Origin of the sequence: Lysinibacillus sp. PWR01 (genome assembly GCF_043359455.1) — a bacterium.
Lineage (GTDB): Bacteria > Bacillota > Bacilli > Bacillales_A > Planococcaceae > Lysinibacillus > Lysinibacillus fusiformis_F.
In genome coordinates this window covers 31,203-54,407 of the sequence record NZ_JBHERJ010000004.1, presented here as the reverse complement: position 1 = coordinate 54,407, position 23,205 = coordinate 31,203, and the positions used below count along the sequence as shown (strand labels likewise).

Sequence of the window (23,205 nt, the reverse complement as noted above, 5' to 3'; positions counted from 1 at the left end):
CTTCTCCCACAAAATAGTTCCGCTTGAAAAAATACCGTTACTTCTGTAGCTGCTTACCAATCAATTTCAATATATCTTCCTGTGACATCTCTTCGGTCAACAGCGTTTCTCCATCCACACCAAGATAATCATGTGGATTCCACCACGCATGTAAAGAATCTTCGCCGAAGTCATTCTTTTTGGAGCTAGAATGATGACGAATAACGGTTTCCTCAAAAGATAAATCAAAATAATACGTATAGGCCTTCTGATCATAGAATTGGATTAAATCTTTTAACATATCTCCATAACGACTGGTATATAATATTCCTTCTACAATGACAACTTCACAACGACCTTTACCATACTCTGCGATTTGACGAATGAGTTCAATAGAAAGATTGCCTTCTCGATCATGCACCTTTAACATATCACGTCGGACAACATCTTGCGGAACTAAAAGCGTACCATGTCCAAGATGATGTTGAAGACTTTTCGCAATCGTCGTTTTTCCGCTACCAGAATTTCCTCGGATGATAATTAGTTTAGATTCCAAATTTTCCTTCTCCTTTTTAAACCGCTCTTCTAGACCAAATCACAACAGGGATCAATACTAATGACAAAAGCCCTCCCGCTAAGGACAACGCTGCATAGCTTGAACTCGCCACTACCATACCTGATAGCGCACCACCTGACGCACCCGCCAATGCAACAAAGACATCCATTTTCCCCTGTGTTTTTGCACGTGTAGCAGGTTCCGTTGCATCAACGATTTGAGCAGTCCCACTGATTAAACCAAAGTTCCAGCCTAATCCTAGTAAAGAAAGTGCCACAATGAGTAACACCATTGAATCGCTTGGTGCAAACGCCGCCACTAAACCCGCGAGTAGCAATGTAATACCCGAAGCAATACTCATCGCTGTCCGTCCGATTTTATCGACAAGAATACCTGTGACGAGTGATGGCAGATACATAGAACCTACATGAAACCCTATCACAATGCCAACTTCGGCTAAACCATGTCCATGATGTTTCATATGTACGGGTGTCATTGTCATAATCGCTACCATGACAATTTGCGTCAAGACCATCACCGTTGCCCCTACCGCTAAGCCTCTTTTATTGCCTGTAGTATGCAAGGATTGTGCTTGATGTTCTTTGTTCATTTTTTGCTTATGTGCCTCAAGGGCTTTCGCTATTTCTAATGGATCAGGACGCAACAGAGTAAATAATACAAGTCCCGCTACAATAAAGGCGACAGCCGATAATAAAAAAGGCCCCGCCAAAGCTGGAATACCAATGGATCGTGCCACTTTCCCCATCCATTCTACTAAATTCGGACCTAAAACAGCGCCAAACGTAGTCATAAGCATGGTCGTACTAATTGCCGTAGCACGCTGCTTATCATTGGCTAAATCCGTCCCAGCGTAGCGAGCCTGTAAATTAGTTGCCGTACCCGCTCCATAGATTAATAGAGAAGCAAACAATAACACAATACTATTCATTAAAGCAGCCAGGACTACACCCATCGCGCCTATTCCGCCCACTATAAAACCTGTTGATAAGCCGATACGGCGGCCATAACGCTGCGATAGTTTCCCCACAATAAAAGCTGCACCTGCCGAGCCTAACGTAAATAATGCAGAGGGTACACCCGCATAGGCATCCGTTCCTAGCATTTGTTGTGCCAGTAGAGCGCCAACCGTAATCCCTGCCGCAAGCCCAGCTCCACCAAATATTTGGGATAGGCTAACAACGATGAGTACACGTCTATATAGGTTTTTTAGTTTTTCTGGTGACTCCATATAGGACGCGATTGACTCTTTAGATTTTCCAACCATTTTTCAACCTTCTTTCTCTTAATTCTCTATGTATATCAAACAAGATTACTTGAAGCTAATGAAGAAGGAACCGTCCCCATTTAGACAGTTCCTTTCATCTGCTACCCCCTTTATACGACTACCGTATTCCACATATTAATGTGCATGCATAACGACTTTCTTTTTCTTCGAGTAGAATAAGAAAGTAGCTGTTAAACTTAAGCTTATGATTCCGAAAACAAGTCCCATACCACTTAAACCAATTAAATCTAGCATCATGCCTGTCGATAAAAGCACGATTTGAAAGACAACTGAATCAATCATGTTTCGGAACGAGAAAAAGCGTCCATGAAACTGTTTTGGTACTTGCTTTTGGAAGATTACCATTGTCGTTGGGAAAAAACAGCCAACTGAAAAGCCAAAAACGCCAAATGCCACTAAAGCGAAAAAGGGAATGTCCGCCAGTAACAGTAGTAGCTCCATTGAGCCGATAATAAAGGCTAATGAAAAAAGCAGCGTGCCCATTTGTACACGATTAGCGATCATTTTCAAACCAGCTGCCCCCAGCATAAAACCAATACCTTCCACCGTATACAGTAACCCTGAAATTGTGGTAGATTGGTGGATTTCAGATATTTTCATAATGACTAAATTGAAAGAGCCTAAAAATAATGTTGGAATTAACATTAAGACAAGCGTCATCAAGACGACCGGGTGCTCTTTCACCATCGGTAACACTTCTTTAAAGTTCCCTTTTTCTTTATTTGCCAGCGTTGCATTGGTTGTTTCATCTAATTGTAGCAAGCTTGTAATGACAAACATGACTATGTAGACAATAAATGAAATAATATATAACCATTTTAATTCAAAGAAGCTTAGCATAAATCCTGCTGCAGCTGTGCCAATAATCCTAGAAATGGTTCTGGCATTCATTTGCCAAGCATTTAGCGTAATTAAATCTTGCTCATTAGCAATCATTGGAATAATCGATTGCAAGGCAGGCATATAAAAAGCTGCTGCTATTTGCAGTGTGATTAAAAATAGAATCATCCAAATAACCGAATTGGTATAAAGTGCGATAAACATAAACAAAACACTGATGATGCGTCCGATACTTGCCATCTGGACAACCGTTTTTTTCTTCGATTGGTCAATGATACGCCCTGCCATTGGACCGACGACTAAGCCTGCTAAAATACCACAAGAAATAATTAATGATTTGTGAAAGTCAGAAGGTACTACCTCTTGCATAAAGGCTAAATTCCCAATAATGCCAGCCCATAAGCCAAGACCTACGACAAATTCACCTAATAAAATAATCCAAACGTTTCGATTTTTCCACATGCTGTTCTCCTTGTTGCTTCCATAAAATTTATCGTAACAAAATTTTAAATATTCGTACATAAAAATATAGAAAAATTTGCTAGATTCTATGCCATTCTTTCCCTTTCTAGTTTACCTTATCGAGTATACTATTTTTCCTAGAGGGAGTACTCATTCAAAAGTTTGAACTTGCGACTAAAAGAAAAAACATCGTTTGATGGGCGTATCAAACGATGTTTTTCGTTAAGAGATTTCTAGTTTATGAACAAGTGCTTTTTTTCTACGTTCAACGATTTTTTGACAGATGAACGTCACGATAAAGATTAAGCCGACTGTTGTCGCCATCATACCTGCTATAGAGGTATCCCAAAATTTCGCTAAATAATAGCCAATGACGGAAGCAGCAGCTCCAAACAGCATACTATAGACGAACATTTGCTTAATCGTCTTGCTGATTAAATAGGAGGTAGCAGCCGGCCCAATCAACATGGCAACCACTAAAATGGCCCCTACACTATCAAAAGCTGCCACTGTTGTAAACGAAATCGATGTCATAAAGCCATAATGAAGAAAGACAACGGGAATGCCAATGGTTGCTGCATAGACAGGGTCAAACGTTGCAAGCTTCATTTCTTTAAAGAATAGGAGTAGGAACGCAATATTAATGACGAGGACGAGTAAGAGCATCCATACTGCCTTAGGCATTGCCAGCCCAAGCAATGTCCATTTATCCCAAGGAACAAAAGCAATTTCTCCCATTAAAACATGCTCAACATCTAAGTGCACATTGCCTGCAAATAAGGTGATGAGGAGAACACCTGCTGCAAACAGAGATGTAAACACTACGCCTATCGCTGCGTCTTCTTGAATACCAGAAGAATGTAATAATTGCACAAGATAGGCTGTTAAAATCCCTGCAAACGCAGCACCTACCAACATCCAAAAACCATTCAACGTTTGGGTAATAAGGTAAGCCATCACAATGCCAAAGAGCACTGTATGACTGATCGCATCTGCAATCATGGACATTCTACGCAAGATGAGGAAGACACCTGCAATCCCGCATGTTATCCCAACTAATAGTCCTGTGAATACAACCCAAAATTCGATCATCCTACATCACCCTGCTTTCGAAATTGCATTTTCCTACGATATTTACTAATTTGACCAGTTGGACTTATAAAATACGATAGAAAGAATATACCTGCTGCCACTAAGACAATTATAGGACCCGTCGATAACCCTGTTCGAATCGCACTAATAAAGGTTCCTGTTATGCCAGCGATACCTCCAATCGCAGCACTTAAAATGAGCATTGTGCTCAATTTTTTTGTCCATAACTTGGCACTGGCAGCAGGAATAATTAATAAAGCTGACATTAAAATAACGCCAACAGCTTGTATACCTGTAACAATTGTCATGACAATTAAAACCGTTAATGTTGCCTTTAAAGCCTCTATTGGTAAGCCAATCCCTTTTGCATAAACAGGATCAAAGATCAGTAGCTTCCATTCCTTATAAAGCAAGAGACTAACCACAATAATGATGGTTGCACTAATAAAGAGCCACATTAAATCGGCCTTGGTCATCGTCGCTGCTTTGCCAAAAATAAAATTATTCAATCCGCTCTGATTCCCAAGTGGGCTCCGATTAACGACAGTTAAAAATACAACGCCAACACCAAAAAATACAGTAAGGACTAATCCTATAGCAGCGTCAGCCTTCATTTTTGAAAATGACACAATCCATTGGATACAATACACCGATAATGCAGATGTAATGCCCGCTCCTAGCATTAAAACCGGCAATTCCTTTTGACCTGTTAGCAGGAACGCCAGGGCAATGCCTGGTAATGCTGCATGCGCCGCAGCATCACCAACTAGACTTTGTTTTTGTAAGAAGGAGAACGTGCCTGTGATGCCAGCTGCAATGCCAAGTAACATCGTTCCGCTCAGTACCCACAATAAGTTACCACTTAACATAGTGTCCCTCCTTACACATGCTGCATCATGAAAAGTTTACCACCATATGTTTTTTGTAATTGCTCTGGTGTAAAAACATCTTCTGTTGCGCCTGATGCTAAAATGGTTTTGTTTAATAAAATCGTATAGTCAAAATATTCTTTGACGGTTTGAAGATCGTGATGCACAACAAAAATACTTTTTCCCTGTGCCTTTAAATCTTTTAAAATATCAATAATTGTTTTTTCTGTCGCAGCATCTACCCCTGCAAACGGTTCATCTAAAAAATAAATATCTGCATTTTGTGCAAGGGCTCTCGCTAGGAACACACGCTGCTGCTGCCCTCCTGAAAGCTGCCCGATGGAACGCTCTGCAAAGTCCTGCATCCCTACACTTGCTAATGCTTGTCGAGCAACAATTTTATCTTGCTTGGATGGTCTTTTAAACAAACCTGTATGACCATAACGCCCCATGAGCACCACATCCAGCGCATTTGTAGGGAAATCCCAATCCACCGCATTACGCTGTGGGACATAGCCCACGACTAAACTCTTTGGCTCAAACATCTTCCCTAAAATTTCAACCTTTCCTACTTTATTGGGAAGTTGATTTAAAATGGCCTTTAAAAATGTGGATTTCCCCGCACCATTTGGGCCAATAATGGCAGCTAGGTGGCCTGTAGGCACTGTTACACAGGCATTTTCTAATACTGTTTTCTTATCATACGCGACTGATAGATTTTCTACTGTTAATGCATACATTTTCTTCACCTACTTTAATGCATCGACGATAGTGTCGATGTTATGTTGATACATACCTATATACGTACCTTCTGTTGTTCCTTCAGCTCCCATGGCATCGGAGAATAATTCCCCACCGATGACAATGTCGTGGCCTTTTTCCTTCGCCCCTTCAATGACAGCCTTCATCGCCTTATCAGATACACTGGATTCTATAAAAAGAGCCTTAATCTTTTTTTCTACTAAGAAATCAACCATCTCCTGGACATCTTTCACACCGTACTCTGAATCCGTACTCAGTCCTTGTAAGCCACGTACTTCAAACCCCTGACTTCTGCCAAAGTAATTGAACGCATCGTGAGCCGTTACTAAAATTCTTTGCTGCTGTGGTATTTCATTCACACGTTGTTGTGCATAGCCTTGTAAATCATCTAGCTTTTTCAAGTAAGCTGCTTCATTCGTTTGAAAATCTGCTTTAAACTCAGGGTATTCCTCCTGAAGTTGCGTACTGATTGCCTTGACAACGCCTTTCCATAGCTCAATATCAAACCAAATATGTGGATCATGGAGCATGGCATCTGTGTCACTGGCAAGCAGTTGCTTTTCATCTAATGTCTCGCCCACTGCCAGGACTGTTTTATCCTTAGCCATTTGTTCAAATATATCAAGCATCTGTCCTTCTAAATGTAAGCCATTATAAAAAATGACTTCTGCTTTATCCAATTTTGATAAATCACTTTGAGTCGCCTTATATAGATGAGGATCTACCCCTGGGCCCATCAATGCTGATACCTGTAAATGATCGCCACTGATTTCTTTAATCGCATCTGCAATTTGTCCAGTAGTTGCAACCACAATGCCTTCTTTTTCACCCTCTGTTTCTGCTGAACAGCCAAATAATAGAAGTGAGAGTGATAATACCATTACACCTAACCATTGTTTCATTTTTCTACCTCTTCTTTCTCTTTATTAAGCAATTGTTTGAAAAAATGTGCATACGCACGTAGGAACCAATTGGCGGACAAGCTGTAAATTGTTTGTCATGCCCGCCTTTTAATAGCAGTTGGCGTTCCTATCACGACTTTTTTTCATACAATGCCTTAATTTATATTCATTTTCCTAATAAGCTGGCGCCAGCTCATCCAGAAAAGTATTAACATCATACCTGCACCTACTGAATCGGTAAGTTTCCATACAATTGTCAAAATAATTAAAATGGCCATTGGAAGAATCGTCAGCTTGAAATCACCTAAATCTTTCATTCACGCACTCTTCTTTCTTAGGAGATATTTTGTTTCCCTTAGGAAAAATATATGCTTAATACAAAGAAAATTCAACTACTTTATGAAAATTTCTTTAAAAAAATTTTTTTCTTACATAAAACTTAGTTTAGCCCAAACAAAAAAATCCCTAATGAAGACATTAGAGATTTTTTATAAAAATACATAGATATATGTTAATAAACATTTATTTTTCTTTTTCTAGCGGTTTCCCTATAAACTCAAATGCATAAATATGTGTCTTAGTTAATTCAATGATGTCCTTGATTAATGCTTCTTCTGATTTTTCATAGCCGCTTGCAATCCATTGCATCATTAATCCATAAAAACCGTAGGATGTATAATGCTTGAACATGTCCATATTGACAGGCTGTTGATTGATTGTCTCAAATTTAAATTGCTCTTGATAAATTTTTGTAATCGTTAAGGGCATACGTGTATGCAACCCAGGAATGGTATCTTCCACATTCAGCAACTCGAAAAAAAGACGATGCTTATAAATGTAATGAATAATATTAAAGGATGGTGCTTTCAATTTGGTCGTATATACCTTTTCTCCATATAGGTATGGTTCACCTACTGCTACTTCCAGACCATTCAACATCAGTTCGAGCAAATTTTCTGCCAGCTCAAATTTATCTTGAAAATGCACATAAAAGGTACTACGGTTGTAGCCTGCTTGTTCTACAATATCCTTCACTGTAATGGCTTGAAAACCATGTTGTTTAATTAAATCGACAAACGCCTCATAAAAATGACGACGGGTTCTTTCTTGTCTTTGTGTCCATTTTGGCAATTTTGCTTCCTCCCTTTTAGACATTTCAGGCAAATATGTCTACTAGTTAGACACTTGCTACGACATTAATGATTGTTTCCATTTTCAAGCGCTTTACAATAAAAGTACACCGTGATTTACGCAGGGTGCAAGAAAAATGATTGTTTAAGGGAGTGTCATATATGGGGAAATTACAAGATAAAGTCGCAATTATTACAGGTGGTGCTTCTGGTATCGGTGCTGCAACAGCCCAATTATTTGTAGCAGAGGGTGCAAAAGTGGTGCTTGTGGACCTAAACGAAGAAAAAGGTCAGGCATTTGCTGCCGAACTACAGGCAACAGGAGCAGAGGCTTTGTTTATCAAAGCAAATGTAACAGATGAAAATGAAGTAGCAGCTATTTATCAAACAACCATTGAGACATTTGGCAAAGTCGATGTCCTTTTTAATAATGCAGGAATTGGCCGTGTTACACCAACTGAGGAGCTTCCTTATGCGGAATGGCGTCAAACTGTAAATGTGGATCTAGATGGCGTATTTTTAATGGCCCAAGCAGCCATCAAAGAAATGCTAAAAGGGAATGGTGGAACGATTGTTAACACAGCTTCGATGTATGGTTGGGTTGGCTCACCAGGATCAGCTGCCTATAATGCAGCAAAAGGAGGCGTGATTAATTTAACACGTTCATTAGCATTGGAATTTGCTACTCGGGGTATTCGTGTCAATGCGCTTTGTCCAGGTTTTATTGATACACCAATCATTCCAGAAGAAAGCAAAGAGCCATTACGTCAAATCACACCTATGCAACGACTAGGTCAACCAGTGGAAATGGCGAAAGCTGTTTTATTTATGGCTTGTGACGATTCAACGTTTATGACAGGTAACACATTAACTGTAGATGGTGGTTATACAGCCCAATAATGACGTTCAAAATAATCGCTTCCCCACAAAGGATAGCGATTATTTTTCACTAGAAAAATTTGCAGTTTTTATCCATTTCCTGCAAACTATTACTAAAGCGAGCAAGAAAGGATGAAGACAACGAATGAAAAAATTAATAGGTACATTATTATTTTCTATTCTGTTTATAGCTAGTGCAGGCAATGTACAAGCTGCTGGCTTTCGAGATGTATCAGAGGATCATTATGCCTATGAAGCTATTTTATGGGCAGAAGAGTATGATATTGTTAATGGCTTTACAGACGGTACATTTAAACCGAATGCTACCATTACTGAACAGCAATTAGCAAAACTATTAGCCAATTTTTATGAGCTTGAAATGCCCATCGACGAATTAAAAAAGCAAACTCCTTCAGCAAACTGGTCGGATGCATTCTATAACCAACTCGCAAGCTATGGGGTGCCTTTAAATGGCTATTTCGACAACCGAATCCGAGCGGCTACGGTGAAGCGTGGTGTAGTGGCACAGGCTATTGCTCATTTAGCTAGCGGTAAGAAGGGATTAGATCAATCTATTCAATTTTTACTTGATACCTATATTTCTTCCGGGTTAAATCCACAGTATGAAGATCGTAATTTACAAAAGTTTTATGGCGTGACGAACAACATGACCCGTGCGCAAGTTGTCACGATGCTCTATCGTATGGACGAACGAAATTATTATGAAATTTCAGCGGATGCACAAGCCATTTATGAGAATGCCAACAACGTATCTTTAAATAATAGGGCAAAAAATGCTCAAAATCAGCTCGACAAATCATTACAGCAGGCTACTCCTAGTAAAAGCGCATGGGAGGGTGTGTATACCTATTACTATAAATGGGGTAAGGGTACAAACGATTTTAACCGCCGTGATGCTATGATCTCCAATGCCACAAACAAAAGCTTTTCAATTGCTTTAACGGCGAATGATGGTACTGCTTCAGGTAGTGTAAATGGAACAGCCACAATCACAAGCAATACGAAAGCACTTATGAATACATCCTCTAATGGCAATCGCTGTGTCGTCGAGTTTGAACGTTTATCCAATAATGCGCTAAAGGTGTCCGAGATTGATTGTCGTGCTGAACGTAATGAAGGCACCAATTTTTCGGGTACCCTCAAGCAGCAATAATTTGTAAAAGAGTCTGATTCATTCAGGCTCTTTTTTCATCCTTAAAAGCTTCATAGCTATGTTTGGCGATGGCAATAAAATCTTCGAGACAGGGATGCATATGCTTATCTTTATGCCATGCAATATCTGTATAAATCGGCGCTAAATCAACTGTGGATGGTACTTCCATTAATTTCCCGCTTTCCAGCTCTTTCTCTACAACCATTTTAGGTAAAAATGTAATTCCTAACCCTGCCATCACACATTGCTTGATCGCTTCAATACTGGCGAATTCAATCATTTGTAAGGGTTTGACACCCTCTTGCTGTAGCTGTGCCTCTAAATGATTACGATAGGAGCACCCTGTTTCTGTTAACAGCATCGTTTCAGTTGATATTTGTTGAGCCGATAGAGGCTGACTAATTTCTTTGGAGGCACTCACAAAAACAAGCTGTTCCTGAATCAATCGCTCTCGCTTGAGCATGGCAGTTTCCTGATAAATGTCCGTTATCAATGCAATATCAAGTTTACCAGCTTGTAATAAATCCTTTGCAATAGCTGTAGTATGAACAGGCTTAAAAATGATTTTCACTTGCGGGTGTGCTTGTTGAAATTGCTGTAAAATACTTGGTAGTCGATAGACACACTGACTTTCTTGAGCCCCAATTTTTAAGACGATTTGTTCGGGCTCAGTGGACATAGCTTTTTTCAAATCACGATCTAGCTCTAGCATTTTTTGGGCATACTGTTGCAGACGTTTCCCCTCTTCTGTCAGGACAATACGTTTTCCTAGACGCTCAAAAAGAATTACACCCAATTCTTGTTCTAATGTTTTAATTTGGGCAGTGATACTCGATTGAGCGTAATCAAGAAGCTGTGCCGTCTGTGTAAAGCTTAACGTTTCAGCTGCCGTTAAAAACGTCTGAAGTTGCTTCATATCCATTCACTCAAACCCCTTTAATTCAATTTTACCGAAACATTCATCTTTATCGATAGTAAATTTCAGTTTACACTAGTTAGTAGCTAAGTGACAGGGACACAGGCTCGCGAACATAGCAATCGTGAAACGATGAAGCCAAGCCTGTTGCCATTAAAATTCAAATAAAAAAACTTATTTGGGTCATAATAGTTTCCAAATAAGTCTTTTTATCGGGCTATCAATTACTCGTTCCCTGCTAATTCTTTTTTTAGAAGATTAGCTGCAGATAACACTTTTAAATCTTGTAGAATGTCGCCTGGCTTGTTTCCTTGTCCTACAATATAAGCTTCAAATTTTGTCCCAATAAAGTCAAATATATATTGAAATTGCTGAATCAATGGTAACCCTTTTATATATGGCTCGTCTCCACCAACTGCAATGACATATGCTTTTTTAGAAGACATCAGTGCCTTAAAGTCAGGATAATCTGGGTCCCTTAAAGTTTGCGACCATCGATCAATAAAATTCTTCATTATTCCTGTCATGCTATACCAATAAATAGGCGTAGAAAAAATAAGAATATCATGCGGAAGTATCCGGTCAATGATGGCGTTATAATCATCGTTGATATTAGAAAAGCCCTCCTCAGTATGACGCTTATCAATGATCGGCTGAATTAAATAATCCTTTAAATAAATTTCTTCTACCATTAGGCCTTGAGTAACTAATTTTGTTAATGTCTCTACATTCCCATCAGGACGATTTCCACCGTAAATAACTGCTATTGACATTTAGTATCCCTACTTCCTTTAAGTTTTAACTAGTGTCCCCGTATATCAATAGCTTATTATGATTTCACAAATCGATAAAGATGATTATTTCGATAAAATAAATCGAAAAATCCGATTACAATTAGCATGTATACTTTTAAAATTATGTTCAATTAAACTAGGTTACAAAATGAAATCAATAGTTAGTTATAACCCCTCTAAATTATCCAACAAACTATACCCATATTTAGCAAATTGTTGTTTGACTTGGTTAATACAATATTCAATTCGTTTCTTTTTTTCTTCTTCAGAATATCCTATTGGGTTTTTTACACAAGCACCCAAATCAATCCATTTCAAAGTGCTATTTACCGTATCCCAGTATATATGTTCAAATTTAAAATCAAAATCATATCTGTCTACATTCATCATATCTTTTTTTGCTTCAATCATTTTCAAAACAATTTCTTTTAATTCGTTGTTAGTTATGCCTTCTTTTAAAACCTGTGATAAAGTTTTACCATTCACTTTTTCTAAAAATAAAAACTCCCTTTTTTTATATGCATAAATTTTAGGAAAATAAGGACTACTGTTTAACTCTAACAATGCGTAAATATCGTTATCCCCTTTTCCTTCAGATAGAAATTTTTTCAATATAATTCCTTTGTTTTTCATTTCATAAACAATTGACCGTTTTCGATGTAATTGAATGATTTCAACTTCTTTACTCAATATAAGATTATATTCATATAAATAAATAGATTCTTTAGTCTCTTCTGGTAGATCATAAAAATAATTTGTGACAAGCAAAACTTGATTACTCCTTTCATCATAAGAAGATTCGACAAAAAGAGCTTATTCCCTTTATATTTCCATTATTTCTACATTCAAAAAAGTGAATACATTTTAATCATTGGATAAGAAGAATTGGATGAAAGGTCACCTATCTTTACAAAAAACCCAAACTACACAGAAGCTCATAACACTTCATTAGTTTGGGTTTCTTTATAAATAAATTTTCTTTTCAAAGCACGCTTTCTATCAAATATTATAGATACTTTAACTATAATCTTTTAGGCCTTCCAATGAAAATCCAAATTACCAGGAACAAACTATATATAAATGGCATATAGAAAGTACTCCCTGCATCTGCTCCATTCTTGATAGCGATTCCTATAAAAGCCCAGATAATTACTAATGGAAAAAATACATCTTGCTTATAAACACGTATAAAAGTAGCTAGCACAGTCGCAAGAATAAGTAATAACTGTGCCCATATTTCCTCCGAGAGCCCAAACCCATCCCACTCATAATATTTAAGCACAAAGCTAATATTAGCCATCAACGCCACACTAATCCACCCTAAATATACAGAAAACGGAAGTCTCCCTGAAAAACGATTATCCTCTTTCGGGTAACTTACATACAGAAAAATTATATGAACCAATAAGCCGACCATAATAACAATGGACGTTATAAACAATTCATAATGCCAGCTCAACAACCATGCGATATTTAATAATGCAGTGATTACAAAGAGACCAAGCTTGCTATTTATACGATTAGTAGTTGAAGATCGAAATTGTTGTACAAGCCAAATGAATAATAAAAAATAAATCAAGCCCCAAATACTAAAAACATAACCCGCTGGAATAAACAATACATCTACCTGATTAGAAATTTCACCTGTCTTTTTCCCATTAATCCCCACCGTGCTAGCTAGTCCATTAATAATAACCATGGCGAAATAACTTATGAGTGCAAGCCATTTCATGTTCTTTCCCCCTCTCATTTACATCATCTAATTCAATATATTCATTACCCATTCCAACTTATAATTACTCCGCTTACATAACATGAATAAATTATTTAAAGCCATTCGCTTATCTATAAAATCGTATAGCCTACTCATTATGGTATGGAAGAAAAAACCAACAAATTGTCTCATTAAATTCCCCACCCTTATTTCCTTTTTATTCAATATTCAACCACTATAGTTATACAATTGTTGTACAACTTTTAAATATCTATATTATAATATGAAAAGTTGTAAGGTTTCGGAAAGCACTACGGCACACAAATACTCACAATCATGAATGTTACTAGCTATAGAAAGGCAGGGAAATAATGACACCAACAGATTGGCAATATAATATTACGCAGGTATCTGAAATCACAGGGCTATCCAAACAAGTGATACGTAAATGGGAAGAGCGCTACCAACTTGTTCATCCAAAAAGATTAGAAAATGGACACCGTGTTTATAGTGAAGAGGATGTGCAGCTATATTTAAAAGTACTTAGCCTTTCAAACCAAGGCTATTCTATAAAACAAGCAGTGACAATTGTACTTAGCAATCAAAATGTTTTAGAGGCAGTTACCCCCACAGTGTTGACCATAAGCGACAATGTAGATCATTTCTGTAATCTTTTATTGGAAGAAGGAAGACTTTGCAATGAAGTAGAACTTAATCGACTCTTGCAACAAGCAAATCATTCATTAGGATTAGCAAAATTTCTATCTCATGTGATTATTCCTTTCTTACAAGAGGTAGGAAGATTATGGGAAAAACAGGTATGGACCGAGTATCAAGAATCTGTTACTACAATGATTGTTAGAGATTATTTAGTACAATTAAGACGGAATTACCACTCTAAAGAGGATGCACCACTAATAATGGGCGCATGCTTACCAGGGGAGCATCATGAAGTTCAACTTCATATTTTATTGTTGCAAGCAATGATGACTGGTTGGCGATCATTCCTTGTTGGCAGTTCTCCAGCTGTTGGGGCAATTGAATCTTTAATCATACATTTTAAACCAAAGGTGGTTCTATTATCTGCTATGACTACAAGGCCATTTGAGTTATACCCTACTAGCATTCAGCAATTAGATGACTTCGCTGCAAAACATCCTTCTATTCGATTTTATATGGGGGGTGCTGGCTCTGAAGAGTATTTAAAAACACATTCCTTACATTCAATTGCTATTGCCAGTACTATTGATGAAGTTATAAATAACTTATAAACTCTCACTCTAAATAACATTTATTTTTAGTAGGAGTTTAACGTTTTGGTTAGAACTAGTACTATAAGCAAAAGTTAAAAAGTTTATTAATACTGCTATCCCTGTTTAAATAAGGCATTGTTCTTACAATCTATTTTATTGAGAAGTTCAACGAGAATATCATGGATGAAAGCATTGGTTACACATGCTTTTGTCTATGATTTTTTTTTGCACGCAATAGCCATAAAATAATTTTTTAAATTTCAAGAATATATAGTTTGCACATTTTTGTACACTAATTGTATAATAACTGTATAACTTTTGTACAACCAATAAATATTTTTATCTTTTTATAAATCATGACTCAATACAGGTAGTGTTATAAGACTAAATAGCAGATACGGAGGTTTTTCACAATGAAAAAGGAGATTATTGTTATAGGAGCTGGTCCAGGTGGTTTAGCGTCGGCAATGCTGCTTAGCGCTAAAGGATTTAATGTCAAAGTTTACGAGAAACAACCCTATATTGGTGGTAGAACAAGTGAAATAAAGCTAGGAGAATATAAATTTGATATGGGCCCCACATTTTTAAATATGTTTTATATTATTGAAGAAATATTCGAGCTTGCCGGTAAAAATATACATAATTATATAGATCTAGTAAACCTAGATCCAATGTATGAATTAATTTTTCACGATAAGCGCATTAAAATGACTCGTGATCGTGAGGAAATGATTCGTCAAATAAATGAACTATTTCCAGGCAATGAGGGCTCTTTTGAAAAATATATGAAGGAAACTAATCACAAATTAGAAGCGTTAGTACCTGTATTGCAAGCAAGCATGAACCGTTATACAGATTTACTACAACCAAAAGTTTTAAAGGCATTGGGTGAGCTTGAAATCGGTAGATCTTTAATCGATACGCTTTCACGATTTTACAAGCAAGAGGAATTACAACTTGCCTTTACTTTCCAAGCAAAATACTTAGGCATGTCTCCGTGGGAAAGTCCTGGTGCATTTTCCATTCTATCTTTTATTGAGCATGCTTATGGTGTTTACCACATTACAGGTGGCATTAATAAGTTAACACAGGCAATGGCAAAGGTTGTACGAGAAAATGGTGGAGAGATCTACACGAACTGTGGCGTTTCAAAGCTCTGGTTGGATGGTCGAAAGGTAAAGGGTGTCATTTTAGATAATGGCGAAAAAATAGCATCGAATGAAGTAATAATAAATAGTGATTTTGGTCATGCGATGACTCATTTAGTCGAGCCTGGTGTTCTTAAAAAATACACTAAAGAAAAGTTAGAGAAGAAAAAATACTCTTGCTCTACTTTTATGCTTTATCTAGGTGTCAATAAAAAATTTGATTTGCCCCATCATACGATCTGGTTTGCAAAAAATTACCGAAAAAATGTTGAAGAAATTACTAACCATAAATTGTTGTCGGATGATCCATCTATCTACATTCAAAATGCAGTTGTAACAGATCCAACAGTTGCCCCACAAGGGAAATCAACGCTATATGTATTAGCACCAGTACCTAATAATTTCAGTCATATTGAGTGGGATACCTGTGAACAAGATTATCGTAACATGCTAATTGGGTTAATTGAGGACAAACTTGGCATTGAAAATCTAGAGCAATACATTGAAGAAGAACACATAATTTCACCGAAAAATTGGGAAGAGAATCTAGGTGTATATAAAGGAGCGACTTTTAACCTAGGTCATCAGCTTACACAGATGCTGACATTCCGACCTCACAATAAATTTGAAGAATTAAAAAATAGTTGGTTAGTTGGCGGTGGTACACATCCAGGAAGTGGTTTACCGATTATATTGGAGTCTGCCCGCATTACTTCTAATGGAATTCTACAAAAGCATGGTCTAGCACAATTAGCAGTGAAACCTTTACCTAAAATAGATCTCTTTAATACGGAACTCCATAACAAACCTAGTGAAAAAGTAATGTTGCATATCTAATAATCATTAAGTATGAACTAAATTTAGCTTAGCTACCTAATATAAGGATTTGAAAATATGAATATTCAGACAAAACATATGAATGAAAATGCAATTGTAGATTCAATGAAAAAAAATTTAGCCCTCGTAGAGTTTAACTTGAATAGAAAAGTGATTTGGGCTAATAAAAAATTTGCAGAGGTTCTAGGATATCAGGTGGATGAAGTTATTGGGATGGGTCATGAAAAGTTTTGTAAACCGGATTTTATACAAAACCCAGACTATCATCTCCTATGGCAAGGTTTATTAAATGGAGAAAAATATGAAGGAAAAATTGAAAGAATAAGTAAAATGAACGATTCTATATGGCTTGAAGCAACTTACCTCCCCATTTTCAATGACAATAATAAGGTAAGTTCCATATTAAAAATTTCAACAGATATTACAGATCGAGAATTCAATACTTTAGAGATTATTGCTAAACTAAAAAGTATGCCTCAGGAGTTAGTAGAAATTGTTGTGTCCAATTCAGAAGAAAACATAAAAGCCGTAGCATCACTTGCCAAAGAAGTTGACGCAATTAGAGATACTGTAAAAGTGATTCATACTATCGCTAAACAAACAAATGTCCTAGCACTGAATGCCGCAATAGAGGCTGCACGTGTTGGTGAAAAAGGTCGCGGATTTAAAGTCGTAGCAGAAGAGGTACGAAAATTAGCACTGAATGTGGATAATGCACTTCGAAATATCGAATATAATGTAATGACTATAGAAAGTGATACGGAAAAGGTCGATAATATTACACATGATTTGAAGAAAGTTGTAACAGAAACTCACAATGAATTTAATAAAGCCATTGATAGATTCGAAAAAATGCTTTAACTAGTCAATAATACAGCAGCTAAAGTTCTCAATAGATATTTGAGAGCTTTAGCTTCTTTTTTCTAACTAATTGATATCACTATAAATTATATTCTACTAACAATCTCCTTAGTATTTAATGGCACTTTTTCATTTTTTCAAACCACCCAAATGCTATTTCAGCCTCTATACATTCATTGTCCTGTGTAACTAAAAAAATTACAAATGATTCACCAGATGGAAAAATAAATTTTCCATCTTCATCGCTTACTAAAGTACTTTGTGGTGGAACAATTCGTTTAAACGCATTTACTCCTTTATATGGGTGCCCTTCAACAAGTTCAGCAAATTCAATTTTAACGTCTGGATTTGGTGGTGGATAAATGGCTGTATTAGTAGGCGTTACATTTTTAGAAATCATTGAATCCCCAGGAGGTATTGCATTAAACCAAATTTCAGCTAGAATAGGTTGCTTAGAATAATTAGTAATGGTAAACGCATTTACAAACAAATCCACATTAGAATATTTAGGATTACTCAAGCTTCCCCACGCATTTCTTCCTTTTTGTAAGGTAATTAATTCGGTTTGCCCAACAAAATATTGACCTAATAATGATTCATATAAAGGCGTAGGAATACTAACTACTTTCATAAATCGATCATTATTTTTCATTGTCAATCTCACCCCCTTTTATATATTAATGTATGTATTTTTAGTAGGGATGTTTAGACGAAAATAGCTTACAAATAAGAGGTTGAAATAATCAACACACAATCCTTAATTTTACGACTAATTCCATATTACAATGACTTTTAAGCATGTTTATAGTTCGTAAATGATGGTGAATGAGAGCTAGCACTAAATAAGCAATAGAAGAAAACGACCTAAAAGCTTATTGAAAGCTAGTAGGTCGTTTTTTTATCTATGCTTCTACTGAGATATGCTGGAAGGTTGTCACATCAAATAATCCTGTATCTGTTAGCTTTAAAGCAGGAATAACTGGTAATGCCACAAAAGAAAACGTCAGTAGAAAATGGAAATCTAATGTTGGATTAAGCGTCTTTAATGCACTGTGCAAGCCTGCTAGCTGCTCCTTTGCTTGCTGAGCTGGTACATCTGTCATCAAGCCTCCAATGGTTAATGGCATCTCCGCTAGAATATGGCCATCCGCTACAATGACAAAGCCTCCTTGAATTTCCTGAATGCGTGTAAGCGCCAGGACCATATCCTCATCATTTGTTCCTACAACAAGGGCATTATGTGAATCATGAGCTACTGTTGTGGCAACTGCCCCTTTTTGTAAGCCAAAGCCTTTGACGATTCCTAAACCTGTCATGTGTAACTGATGATGACGTTCGATGACGGCTAATTTCAGTAGATCTTGTTCTACAGAAGGGACGAAAACACCATCCTTTATAGGTACATCAATTATTACATGATTGGTAATTAGCTGATTTGGCACAATCTCCATTACATTCGCCTTTGTACCCTTTGTGAATGCTAGTTGTAGCCTATCCTTTGTAATGGTTGGTAAATGGACAGATTGATGGATATGAGCAGGCACAACTGGCACTTGACGATTAGTCAGCATTCTACCATCTTCAGCCACTTTCCGCCCATTTTTCCATACGGCCTTTGCCTGCATTGTTGACAAATTCTCTACTAACACAAAATCTGCCTTATAGCCTGGTGCGAGTACACCTCGATCCAATAAACGATAGCATTCTGCTGTGTTCACAGTTGCTAACTGGATGGCCTGTAATGGTGGCATCCCTTCGGCAATTGCCATGGCAACATCAAAATTGATACTGCCTTCATCAATTAACTCATCCACATATTTATCATCCGTACAAAAACCAAAGCGCCGAGCATTATGTGGCTGAACAGCTGGTAATAAATCTCGTAAATTTTTAGCAGCTGAGCCTTCTCGAATCAGCACATACAGCCCTTGCTCTACACGATCAATGGCTTCCTCAGCTGTTACACATTCATGATCTGTGTGAATACCTGCGGCCCGATAGCCTGTAATTTGTTCGCTCTGTAAGCCCGCACAATGCCCGTCGATTACTAAATTTGTTTCCTGTGATAATAAAATTTTCTGAAGCATGTCCTCTTGCCCATTTAACACCGCTGGAAAATCCATCACTTCAGCTAATCCACGAACCTGTTCATTTTGTAGAAACGGCGCCAAATCCTTAGCCGTTAGTGTAGCACCAGCATTTTCAAACTGTGTACCTGGCACACTTGATGGTAGCATCACAAAAATATCCATATCCGCCTTCTGTGCATCATCGAGCATAAATTGAATGCCTTCTGCTCCTGCGACATTGGCAATTTCATGAGGATCTGTCATCACTGTTGTAATACCATGAGGAAGTAAAACGCGACTAAATTCCCCTGGTGTCAACATAGAAGATTCAATATGTATATGACCATCAATTAATCCAGGAATGACATAGCTTCCTGAAGCATCCTCTTCCTGCTTAGCCTGAAACTTATTCGTGCGATCTAGAGCCACAATCATACCATTCTTCACGACAATATCTGCTTTTTTCCACGTTAACGAAAAAACATCGGCAATTTGTGCATTTCTCAGAATGAAATCTGCCTCTAATTTTCCTTGAGATGATAAGATATTTTGTGTTAACTGCTGTAATTTTATCGACATAACCTATACTCCTTTTTCTTTTAAGAACTATCATGCCAAAAAGATGCTAACCATTGCAACTATTTATCGCTACATCAGTAAAAAACGACCATTGTCAATGGTCGTTTGAAAATTCTAGCTCTTTAGGTGGCTGCCCTTTTTTATTCATTAAGCGCATACGAATAGGCTCAATCTTTAATGTCACCATTTCATCCTGATTGCCAATAAAGATACTCGTAAAAAATTCAGCTAGTTTATTTTTTATCCCTTCTTCATGTACTTCTGTTAGTTTCCCTTCTATTTCCACATACGTATCACCAAAGCCACCATTTTCGTAGCCATATAAAATATGGGTATATGGGTTTTTGCGTAGTTCTTCCATTTTTTCTGAATGTTTATTCGTCACTGTATACAATACAAAATCTTCATGTTGGAATGTCATGTATCGTGAGTAAGGCTTGCCATTTTCAACAGTTGCCAATGTTCCAATCTTTTCTCGATTTAATACTTCTAAAATTTCATCACGTACAGAAGTCATAGTATCCCATCCTTTCATCTATATATCTATTTTGCCCTCTCCCAAGAAAGCTAAACCGTATTTTTTTGAAAAATGTGAAATGACAATCTTCGGGCATAATGAAAATCTATTGTTATAATAACTGGATGGACAACAGGAATTTTCGAATGAATGAGGGTTAATAATGAAACAAGCTTTTTTTACGCGTTGTTTGTTTTTCATAACAGGCATTATCGTGCTTTCTTTTGGTATCACCTTAACAATTAAAGGCCAACTTTTTGGAGTGGGCTCATGGGATGTACTACATATTGGCTTAACAAAAACAGTAGGCTTATCAATCGGTTCATGGTCCATTATTTTGGGACTTGCTATTTTAGCATTTGATATGCTGATTACAAAAAAATTTCCTTTACCTGGAACGTTTATCGATATGTTTTTGGCAGGCATTTTTATTGATATTTTCAACTATTGGTTACCTGATATTGATGGTTTTTGGATGCAACTTATCTCTTATCTAACAGGGTTAGTTTTACTTGGCTGGGGCTGTGGGATGTATATGGTGGCGAACTTAGGTATTGGACCGCGTGATACACTCATGCTGATGATGGTCCATAAGCTTGGCTGGAGTGTGACTCGCTCTCGTACAACAATGGAAGTAACGGTTGCAATTATTGGCTTCCTACTTGGCGGTCCTATTGGTATCGGTACGGTATTTATGGCATTTGGACTTGGACCAATCGTACAATTTGCCTTATCCTATAACGAAAAATTATTTATGCGATGGACAGGCGTGAAAAGCGCTGTTGTCTAAACTTTAATGACAATGCAGTTTTTGCATTGTCTTTTTTTACAGTTGAAATATACAGTTCAACTATATATAATCAAACTATATAGTCTGACTGTATATTTGAGGTGAAGATGTGAAAAAACATAAATTATTACCTTTATCTGAAACCATGCATTACATTTTACTTGCCTTACGTGAACCACTGCATGGTTATGCGATGATGCAAAAAATTGAGGAAATGAGTGCTGGTACAGTAAGGATTGCTGCTGGTACTATGTATGGAGCCATTGAAAATTTATTGAAATATCATTGGATTACACCTGTTGAAACCCAGGATTCAAGACGCAAGGTTTATCAAACGACCGAAGAGGGTCTAGAAATATTAGCGGCAGAGCAGCAAAGATTGCAGCACATTTTAGCTTTATATGAGGGAGCTGGCAAACATGATAAAATTTAAAGTCTTTTTTGATATCGAAAAGGAAGAGCGCTGGTTAAATGAAATGTTAGCTAAGGGTTGGCTATGCTCCAACGTAAACTCAGCAGGTATTTATACATTTCAGCCTACTGAAGATCTTGAACAAGTTATTCGGATTGATTGTCAGCAGGAGCTTCGCAAAGAAAATAAAGCTACCTATAAGCAATTACATGAGGATTTTGGCTGGCGTATAGTAAAAGAAAAATCATATGATGGCACCTATTATTGGACAAAAAGTAAAGATGGTAATGATGAATTATTTTCAGATCATGATTCCCACATTGCGAAATATAAACGTTTAATGAAACATGCAAGCAATTGGGCAATACTCTCATTTATCTTCTTAATGATTTTTTATGCCAACGATAGTTACTACTCCCTTTTCAGTATAAAAAATGCGTATTTTACACCTGGTTTATGGGAGAAAGAAGGGTTTTCTTTCCTTTTTGCCTTTTTATTTGAAACACCCTTTGCTATCGGGCGCTTTATCCCACCATGGCTATTTTTAGTAACTTGTAGTATTTACATCACTTTATATTATCGTTACCGAAAATCGATAAAGCAGTTTAACCAATAAACGGTAAGGAGCCACTTACGAAATGTAAGATGGCTCCCTCTTTCTCTATCCTCTTGTTTCATCCGTATTTTGCCCTGTCGCTTCAAGCACTTCAGGTGTATCGTCGACTGTATCATCTTCCTGTACATTTTCAGCAGCTGGTGGTGTGATGGTCACCAGTGTATAGTCATCCTCATGTAAAATTTCAAACGGAAACTGTTGGCGAATATCCCCTACATAAAGAGAAGTGCCAATCGCAACATTCGTGGCATCTATTTCAATGGTTTCTGGAATTTCAGTTGGCTTCACTTTAATGCGAACCTCACGATTAGGCTGAAGCAGGAAGCCTCCTTCTGTCACTCCTACAGCATCACCAATCACGGTTAACGGAATATCGACTTCTAGCTCCTCAGACATATTAATGGACTTGAAATCAACATGCTTTACATTACCCTTCAATGCACAGCGCTGCACTTCTGTTAAAACAGCATTAATGCGCTTTCCTTCCACATCGAGTTGAAAGACACTTTTCGTACCATGTGCAGCCAATATTTTCGCAAAAGCTCTAGCATCTAACGTAATGGCTGTCGGCTCCATTTGAAAACCGTAAACCACACCTGGAATGCGCCCATTTTGTCGAAGCTGTGTTAAAGAAGATTGTCGTCCCTTTTGACGTTTACTGGCAGTTAAAACCATATTCATCGAATATTTCCCCTTTCATGGAAACTAGTCTCATAAAAGGTTTTGCCTTTTCTATTATATTTTATAC

General features: G+C 37.3%; 25 protein-coding genes. 8 read left to right on the top strand and 17 right to left on the bottom strand.

What is annotated here, in order from left to right; translation table 11 throughout:
• Window positions 1-37: 37 nt before the first annotated feature.
• From ACEVFT_RS00495 to ACEVFT_RS00455, 9 genes are all read right to left on the bottom strand, one after another.
• Window positions 38-535, bottom strand: coding sequence for a kinase (locus ACEVFT_RS00495; RefSeq protein WP_393947545.1), 498 nt, complete (start codon window positions 533-535; stop codon window positions 38-40).
• A gap of 16 nt (window positions 536-551) precedes the next feature.
• Window positions 552-1,820, bottom strand: a complete 1,269-nt coding sequence (locus tag ACEVFT_RS00490; RefSeq protein ID WP_393947544.1) for an MFS transporter — start codon at window positions 1,818-1,820, stop codon at window positions 552-554.
• A 135-nt stretch (window positions 1,821-1,955) separates the two neighbouring features.
• Window positions 1,956-3,143 carry an MFS transporter gene (locus ACEVFT_RS00485; protein WP_205444046.1) on the bottom strand — a complete coding sequence of 396 codons (1,188 nt, stop codon included), beginning with the start codon at window positions 3,141-3,143 and terminating at the stop codon, window positions 1,956-1,958.
• 222 nt (window positions 3,144-3,365) lie between these two features.
• The gene (locus tag ACEVFT_RS00480) at window positions 3,366-4,235 is read right to left on the bottom strand and encodes a metal ABC transporter permease (protein WP_393947543.1); all 870 of its coding nucleotides are present in this window, start codon (window positions 4,233-4,235) and stop codon (window positions 3,366-3,368) included.
• Window positions 4,232-5,104 (bottom strand): metal ABC transporter permease, encoded by an 873-nt coding sequence (locus ACEVFT_RS00475; RefSeq protein ID WP_393947541.1) that lies wholly within the window; start codon window positions 5,102-5,104, stop codon window positions 4,232-4,234. Before ACEVFT_RS00475 ends, ACEVFT_RS00480 begins: the two co-directional genes overlap by 4 nt.
• 11 nt (window positions 5,105-5,115) lie before the next feature.
• On the bottom strand, window positions 5,116-5,844 hold the full coding sequence (locus ACEVFT_RS00470; RefSeq protein WP_205444051.1) for a metal ABC transporter ATP-binding protein: 729 nt from the start codon (window positions 5,842-5,844) through the stop codon (window positions 5,116-5,118).
• A gap of 9 nt (window positions 5,845-5,853) precedes the next feature.
• Window positions 5,854-6,768 (bottom strand): metal ABC transporter solute-binding protein, Zn/Mn family, encoded by a 915-nt coding sequence (locus ACEVFT_RS00465; protein ID WP_205444053.1) that lies wholly within the window; start codon window positions 6,766-6,768, stop codon window positions 5,854-5,856.
• Between the two features lie 155 nt (window positions 6,769-6,923).
• Window positions 6,924-7,085: a hypothetical protein gene (locus ACEVFT_RS00460; RefSeq protein ID WP_205444054.1), complete on the bottom strand. Its 162-nt coding sequence runs from the start codon at window positions 7,083-7,085 to the stop codon at window positions 6,924-6,926.
• A 205-nt stretch (window positions 7,086-7,290) separates the two neighbouring features.
• Entirely contained in the window at window positions 7,291-7,923 is a 633-nt protein-coding gene (locus ACEVFT_RS00455) for a TetR/AcrR family transcriptional regulator (RefSeq protein WP_205444056.1), read from the bottom strand.
• A 137-nt stretch (window positions 7,924-8,060) separates the two neighbouring features.
• On the opposite strand from ACEVFT_RS00455, the gene ACEVFT_RS00450 reads away from it, so the two are divergent.
• Entirely contained in the window at window positions 8,061-8,798 is a 738-nt protein-coding gene (locus ACEVFT_RS00450; RefSeq protein WP_205444058.1) for an SDR family NAD(P)-dependent oxidoreductase, read from the top strand.
• Between the two features lie 124 nt (window positions 8,799-8,922).
• On the top strand, window positions 8,923-9,951 hold the full coding sequence (locus tag ACEVFT_RS00445) for an S-layer homology domain-containing protein (protein ID WP_205444060.1): 1,029 nt from the start codon (window positions 8,923-8,925) through the stop codon (window positions 9,949-9,951).
• Between the two features lie 22 nt (window positions 9,952-9,973).
• Here ACEVFT_RS00445 and ACEVFT_RS00440 read toward each other — a convergent pair whose 3' ends face one another.
• From ACEVFT_RS00440 to ACEVFT_RS00425, 4 genes are all read right to left on the bottom strand, one after another.
• Window positions 9,974-10,873, bottom strand: a complete 900-nt coding sequence (locus ACEVFT_RS00440) for a LysR family transcriptional regulator (protein WP_393947539.1) — start codon at window positions 10,871-10,873, stop codon at window positions 9,974-9,976.
• Between the two features lie 218 nt (window positions 10,874-11,091).
• Window positions 11,092-11,640 carry a flavodoxin family protein gene (locus ACEVFT_RS00435; RefSeq protein ID WP_393947537.1) on the bottom strand — a complete coding sequence of 183 codons (549 nt, stop codon included), beginning with the start codon at window positions 11,638-11,640 and terminating at the stop codon, window positions 11,092-11,094.
• 186 nt (window positions 11,641-11,826) lie between these two features.
• Window positions 11,827-12,429, bottom strand: coding sequence for a hypothetical protein (locus ACEVFT_RS00430; protein ID WP_004230670.1), 603 nt, complete (start codon window positions 12,427-12,429; stop codon window positions 11,827-11,829).
• A 253-nt stretch (window positions 12,430-12,682) separates the two neighbouring features.
• On the bottom strand, window positions 12,683-13,393 hold the full coding sequence (locus tag ACEVFT_RS00425; RefSeq protein ID WP_205444065.1) for a TspO/MBR family protein: 711 nt from the start codon (window positions 13,391-13,393) through the stop codon (window positions 12,683-12,685).
• A 353-nt stretch (window positions 13,394-13,746) separates the two neighbouring features.
• Here ACEVFT_RS00425 and ACEVFT_RS00420 point away from each other — a divergent pair, with 353 nt between their 5' ends.
• From ACEVFT_RS00420 to ACEVFT_RS00410, 3 genes are all read left to right on the top strand, one after another.
• On the top strand, window positions 13,747-14,646 hold the full coding sequence (locus ACEVFT_RS00420; protein ID WP_004230677.1) for a MerR family transcriptional regulator: 900 nt from the start codon (window positions 13,747-13,749) through the stop codon (window positions 14,644-14,646).
• 395 nt (window positions 14,647-15,041) lie between these two features.
• Entirely contained in the window at window positions 15,042-16,613 is a 1,572-nt protein-coding gene (locus ACEVFT_RS00415) for a phytoene desaturase family protein (RefSeq protein ID WP_004230679.1), read from the top strand.
• A gap of 57 nt (window positions 16,614-16,670) precedes the next feature.
• The gene (locus tag ACEVFT_RS00410) at window positions 16,671-17,474 is read left to right on the top strand and encodes a methyl-accepting chemotaxis protein (protein ID WP_205444066.1); all 804 of its coding nucleotides are present in this window, start codon (window positions 16,671-16,673) and stop codon (window positions 17,472-17,474) included.
• Window positions 17,475-17,589: 115 nt separating this feature from the next.
• On the opposite strand, the gene ACEVFT_RS00405 is transcribed toward ACEVFT_RS00410, so the two are convergent.
• From ACEVFT_RS00405 to ACEVFT_RS00395, 3 genes are all read right to left on the bottom strand, one after another.
• Window positions 17,590-18,126 carry a DUF6143 family protein gene (locus tag ACEVFT_RS00405; RefSeq protein WP_205444068.1) on the bottom strand — a complete coding sequence of 179 codons (537 nt, stop codon included), beginning with the start codon at window positions 18,124-18,126 and terminating at the stop codon, window positions 17,590-17,592.
• A gap of 250 nt (window positions 18,127-18,376) precedes the next feature.
• Window positions 18,377-20,122 carry an adenine deaminase gene (ade, locus tag ACEVFT_RS00400; protein ID WP_393947535.1) on the bottom strand — a complete coding sequence of 582 codons (1,746 nt, stop codon included), beginning with the start codon at window positions 20,120-20,122 and terminating at the stop codon, window positions 18,377-18,379.
• 94 nt (window positions 20,123-20,216) lie between these two features.
• Window positions 20,217-20,639, bottom strand: a complete 423-nt coding sequence (locus tag ACEVFT_RS00395) for a pyridoxamine 5'-phosphate oxidase family protein (protein WP_004230687.1) — start codon at window positions 20,637-20,639, stop codon at window positions 20,217-20,219.
• A gap of 163 nt (window positions 20,640-20,802) precedes the next feature.
• Here ACEVFT_RS00395 and ACEVFT_RS00390 point away from each other — a divergent pair, with 163 nt between their 5' ends.
• The 3 genes from ACEVFT_RS00390 (at window position 20,803) to ACEVFT_RS00380 (ending at window position 22,457) form a co-directional block, all read left to right on the top strand.
• Complete coding sequence (locus tag ACEVFT_RS00390) at window positions 20,803-21,429, top strand: YczE/YyaS/YitT family protein (protein WP_004230690.1); 627 nt, start codon at window positions 20,803-20,805, stop codon at window positions 21,427-21,429.
• Window positions 21,430-21,574: 145 nt separating this feature from the next.
• A complete protein-coding gene (locus ACEVFT_RS00385) occupies window positions 21,575-21,862 on the top strand; it encodes a PadR family transcriptional regulator (RefSeq protein WP_036218718.1) in 288 nt (95 codons plus the stop codon).
• Window positions 21,849-22,457: a DUF2812 domain-containing protein gene (locus tag ACEVFT_RS00380; protein ID WP_205444072.1), complete on the top strand. Its 609-nt coding sequence runs from the start codon at window positions 21,849-21,851 to the stop codon at window positions 22,455-22,457. The genes ACEVFT_RS00385 and ACEVFT_RS00380 overlap by 14 nt, the downstream gene beginning before the upstream one ends.
• Before the next feature lie 45 nt (window positions 22,458-22,502).
• On the opposite strand, the gene ACEVFT_RS00375 is transcribed toward ACEVFT_RS00380, so the two are convergent.
• A complete protein-coding gene (locus ACEVFT_RS00375) occupies window positions 22,503-23,138 on the bottom strand; it encodes a 50S ribosomal protein L25/general stress protein Ctc (protein ID WP_393947533.1) in 636 nt (211 codons plus the stop codon).
• Window positions 23,139-23,205: the final 67 nt, after the last annotated feature.

Excerpts from the sequence above, each read along its gene's own strand:
- ACEVFT_RS00490 (WP_393947544.1), bottom strand. The coding sequence starts at position 1,820 with ATGGTTGGAAAATCTAAAGAGTCAATCGCGTCCTATATGGAGTCACCA.
- ACEVFT_RS00485 (WP_205444046.1), bottom strand. The coding sequence starts at position 3,143 with ATGTGGAAAAATCGAAACGTTTGGATTATTTTATTAGGTGAATTTGTC.
- ACEVFT_RS00480 (WP_393947543.1), bottom strand. The coding sequence starts at position 4,235 with ATGATCGAATTTTGGGTTGTATTCACAGGACTATTAGTTGGGATAACA.
- ACEVFT_RS00475 (WP_393947541.1), bottom strand. The coding sequence starts at position 5,104 with ATGTTAAGTGGTAACTTATTGTGGGTACTGAGCGGAACGATGTTACTT.
- ACEVFT_RS00470 (WP_205444051.1), bottom strand. The coding sequence starts at position 5,844 with ATGTATGCATTAACAGTAGAAAATCTATCAGTCGCGTATGATAAGAAA.
- ACEVFT_RS00465 (WP_205444053.1), bottom strand. The coding sequence starts at position 6,768 with ATGAAACAATGGTTAGGTGTAATGGTATTATCACTCTCACTTCTATTA.
- ACEVFT_RS00460 (WP_205444054.1), bottom strand. The coding sequence starts at position 7,085 with ATGAAAGATTTAGGTGATTTCAAGCTGACGATTCTTCCAATGGCCATT.
- ACEVFT_RS00455 (WP_205444056.1), bottom strand. The coding sequence starts at position 7,923 with ATGTCTAAAAGGGAGGAAGCAAAATTGCCAAAATGGACACAAAGACAA.
- ACEVFT_RS00450 (WP_205444058.1), top strand. The coding sequence starts at position 8,061 with ATGGGGAAATTACAAGATAAAGTCGCAATTATTACAGGTGGTGCTTCT.
- ACEVFT_RS00445 (WP_205444060.1), top strand. The coding sequence starts at position 8,923 with ATGAAAAAATTAATAGGTACATTATTATTTTCTATTCTGTTTATAGCT.
- ACEVFT_RS00440 (WP_393947539.1), bottom strand. The coding sequence starts at position 10,873 with ATGGATATGAAGCAACTTCAGACGTTTTTAACGGCAGCTGAAACGTTA.
- ACEVFT_RS00435 (WP_393947537.1), bottom strand. The coding sequence starts at position 11,640 with ATGTCAATAGCAGTTATTTACGGTGGAAATCGTCCTGATGGGAATGTA.
- ACEVFT_RS00425 (WP_205444065.1), bottom strand. The coding sequence starts at position 13,393 with ATGAAATGGCTTGCACTCATAAGTTATTTCGCCATGGTTATTATTAAT.
- ACEVFT_RS00420 (WP_004230677.1), top strand. The coding sequence starts at position 13,747 with ATGACACCAACAGATTGGCAATATAATATTACGCAGGTATCTGAAATC.
- ACEVFT_RS00415 (WP_004230679.1), top strand. The coding sequence starts at position 15,042 with ATGAAAAAGGAGATTATTGTTATAGGAGCTGGTCCAGGTGGTTTAGCG.
- ACEVFT_RS00410 (WP_205444066.1), top strand. The coding sequence starts at position 16,671 with ATGAATATTCAGACAAAACATATGAATGAAAATGCAATTGTAGATTCA.
- ACEVFT_RS00405 (WP_205444068.1), bottom strand. The coding sequence starts at position 18,126 with ATGAAAAATAATGATCGATTTATGAAAGTAGTTAGTATTCCTACGCCT.
- ade (WP_393947535.1), bottom strand. The coding sequence starts at position 20,122 with ATGTCGATAAAATTACAGCAGTTAACACAAAATATCTTATCATCTCAA.
- ACEVFT_RS00395 (WP_004230687.1), bottom strand. The coding sequence starts at position 20,639 with ATGACTTCTGTACGTGATGAAATTTTAGAAGTATTAAATCGAGAAAAG.
- ACEVFT_RS00390 (WP_004230690.1), top strand. The coding sequence starts at position 20,803 with ATGAAACAAGCTTTTTTTACGCGTTGTTTGTTTTTCATAACAGGCATT.
- ACEVFT_RS00385 (WP_036218718.1), top strand. The coding sequence starts at position 21,575 with ATGCATTACATTTTACTTGCCTTACGTGAACCACTGCATGGTTATGCG.
- ACEVFT_RS00380 (WP_205444072.1), top strand. The coding sequence starts at position 21,849 with ATGATAAAATTTAAAGTCTTTTTTGATATCGAAAAGGAAGAGCGCTGG.
- ACEVFT_RS00375 (WP_393947533.1), bottom strand. The coding sequence starts at position 23,138 with ATGAATATGGTTTTAACTGCCAGTAAACGTCAAAAGGGACGACAATCT.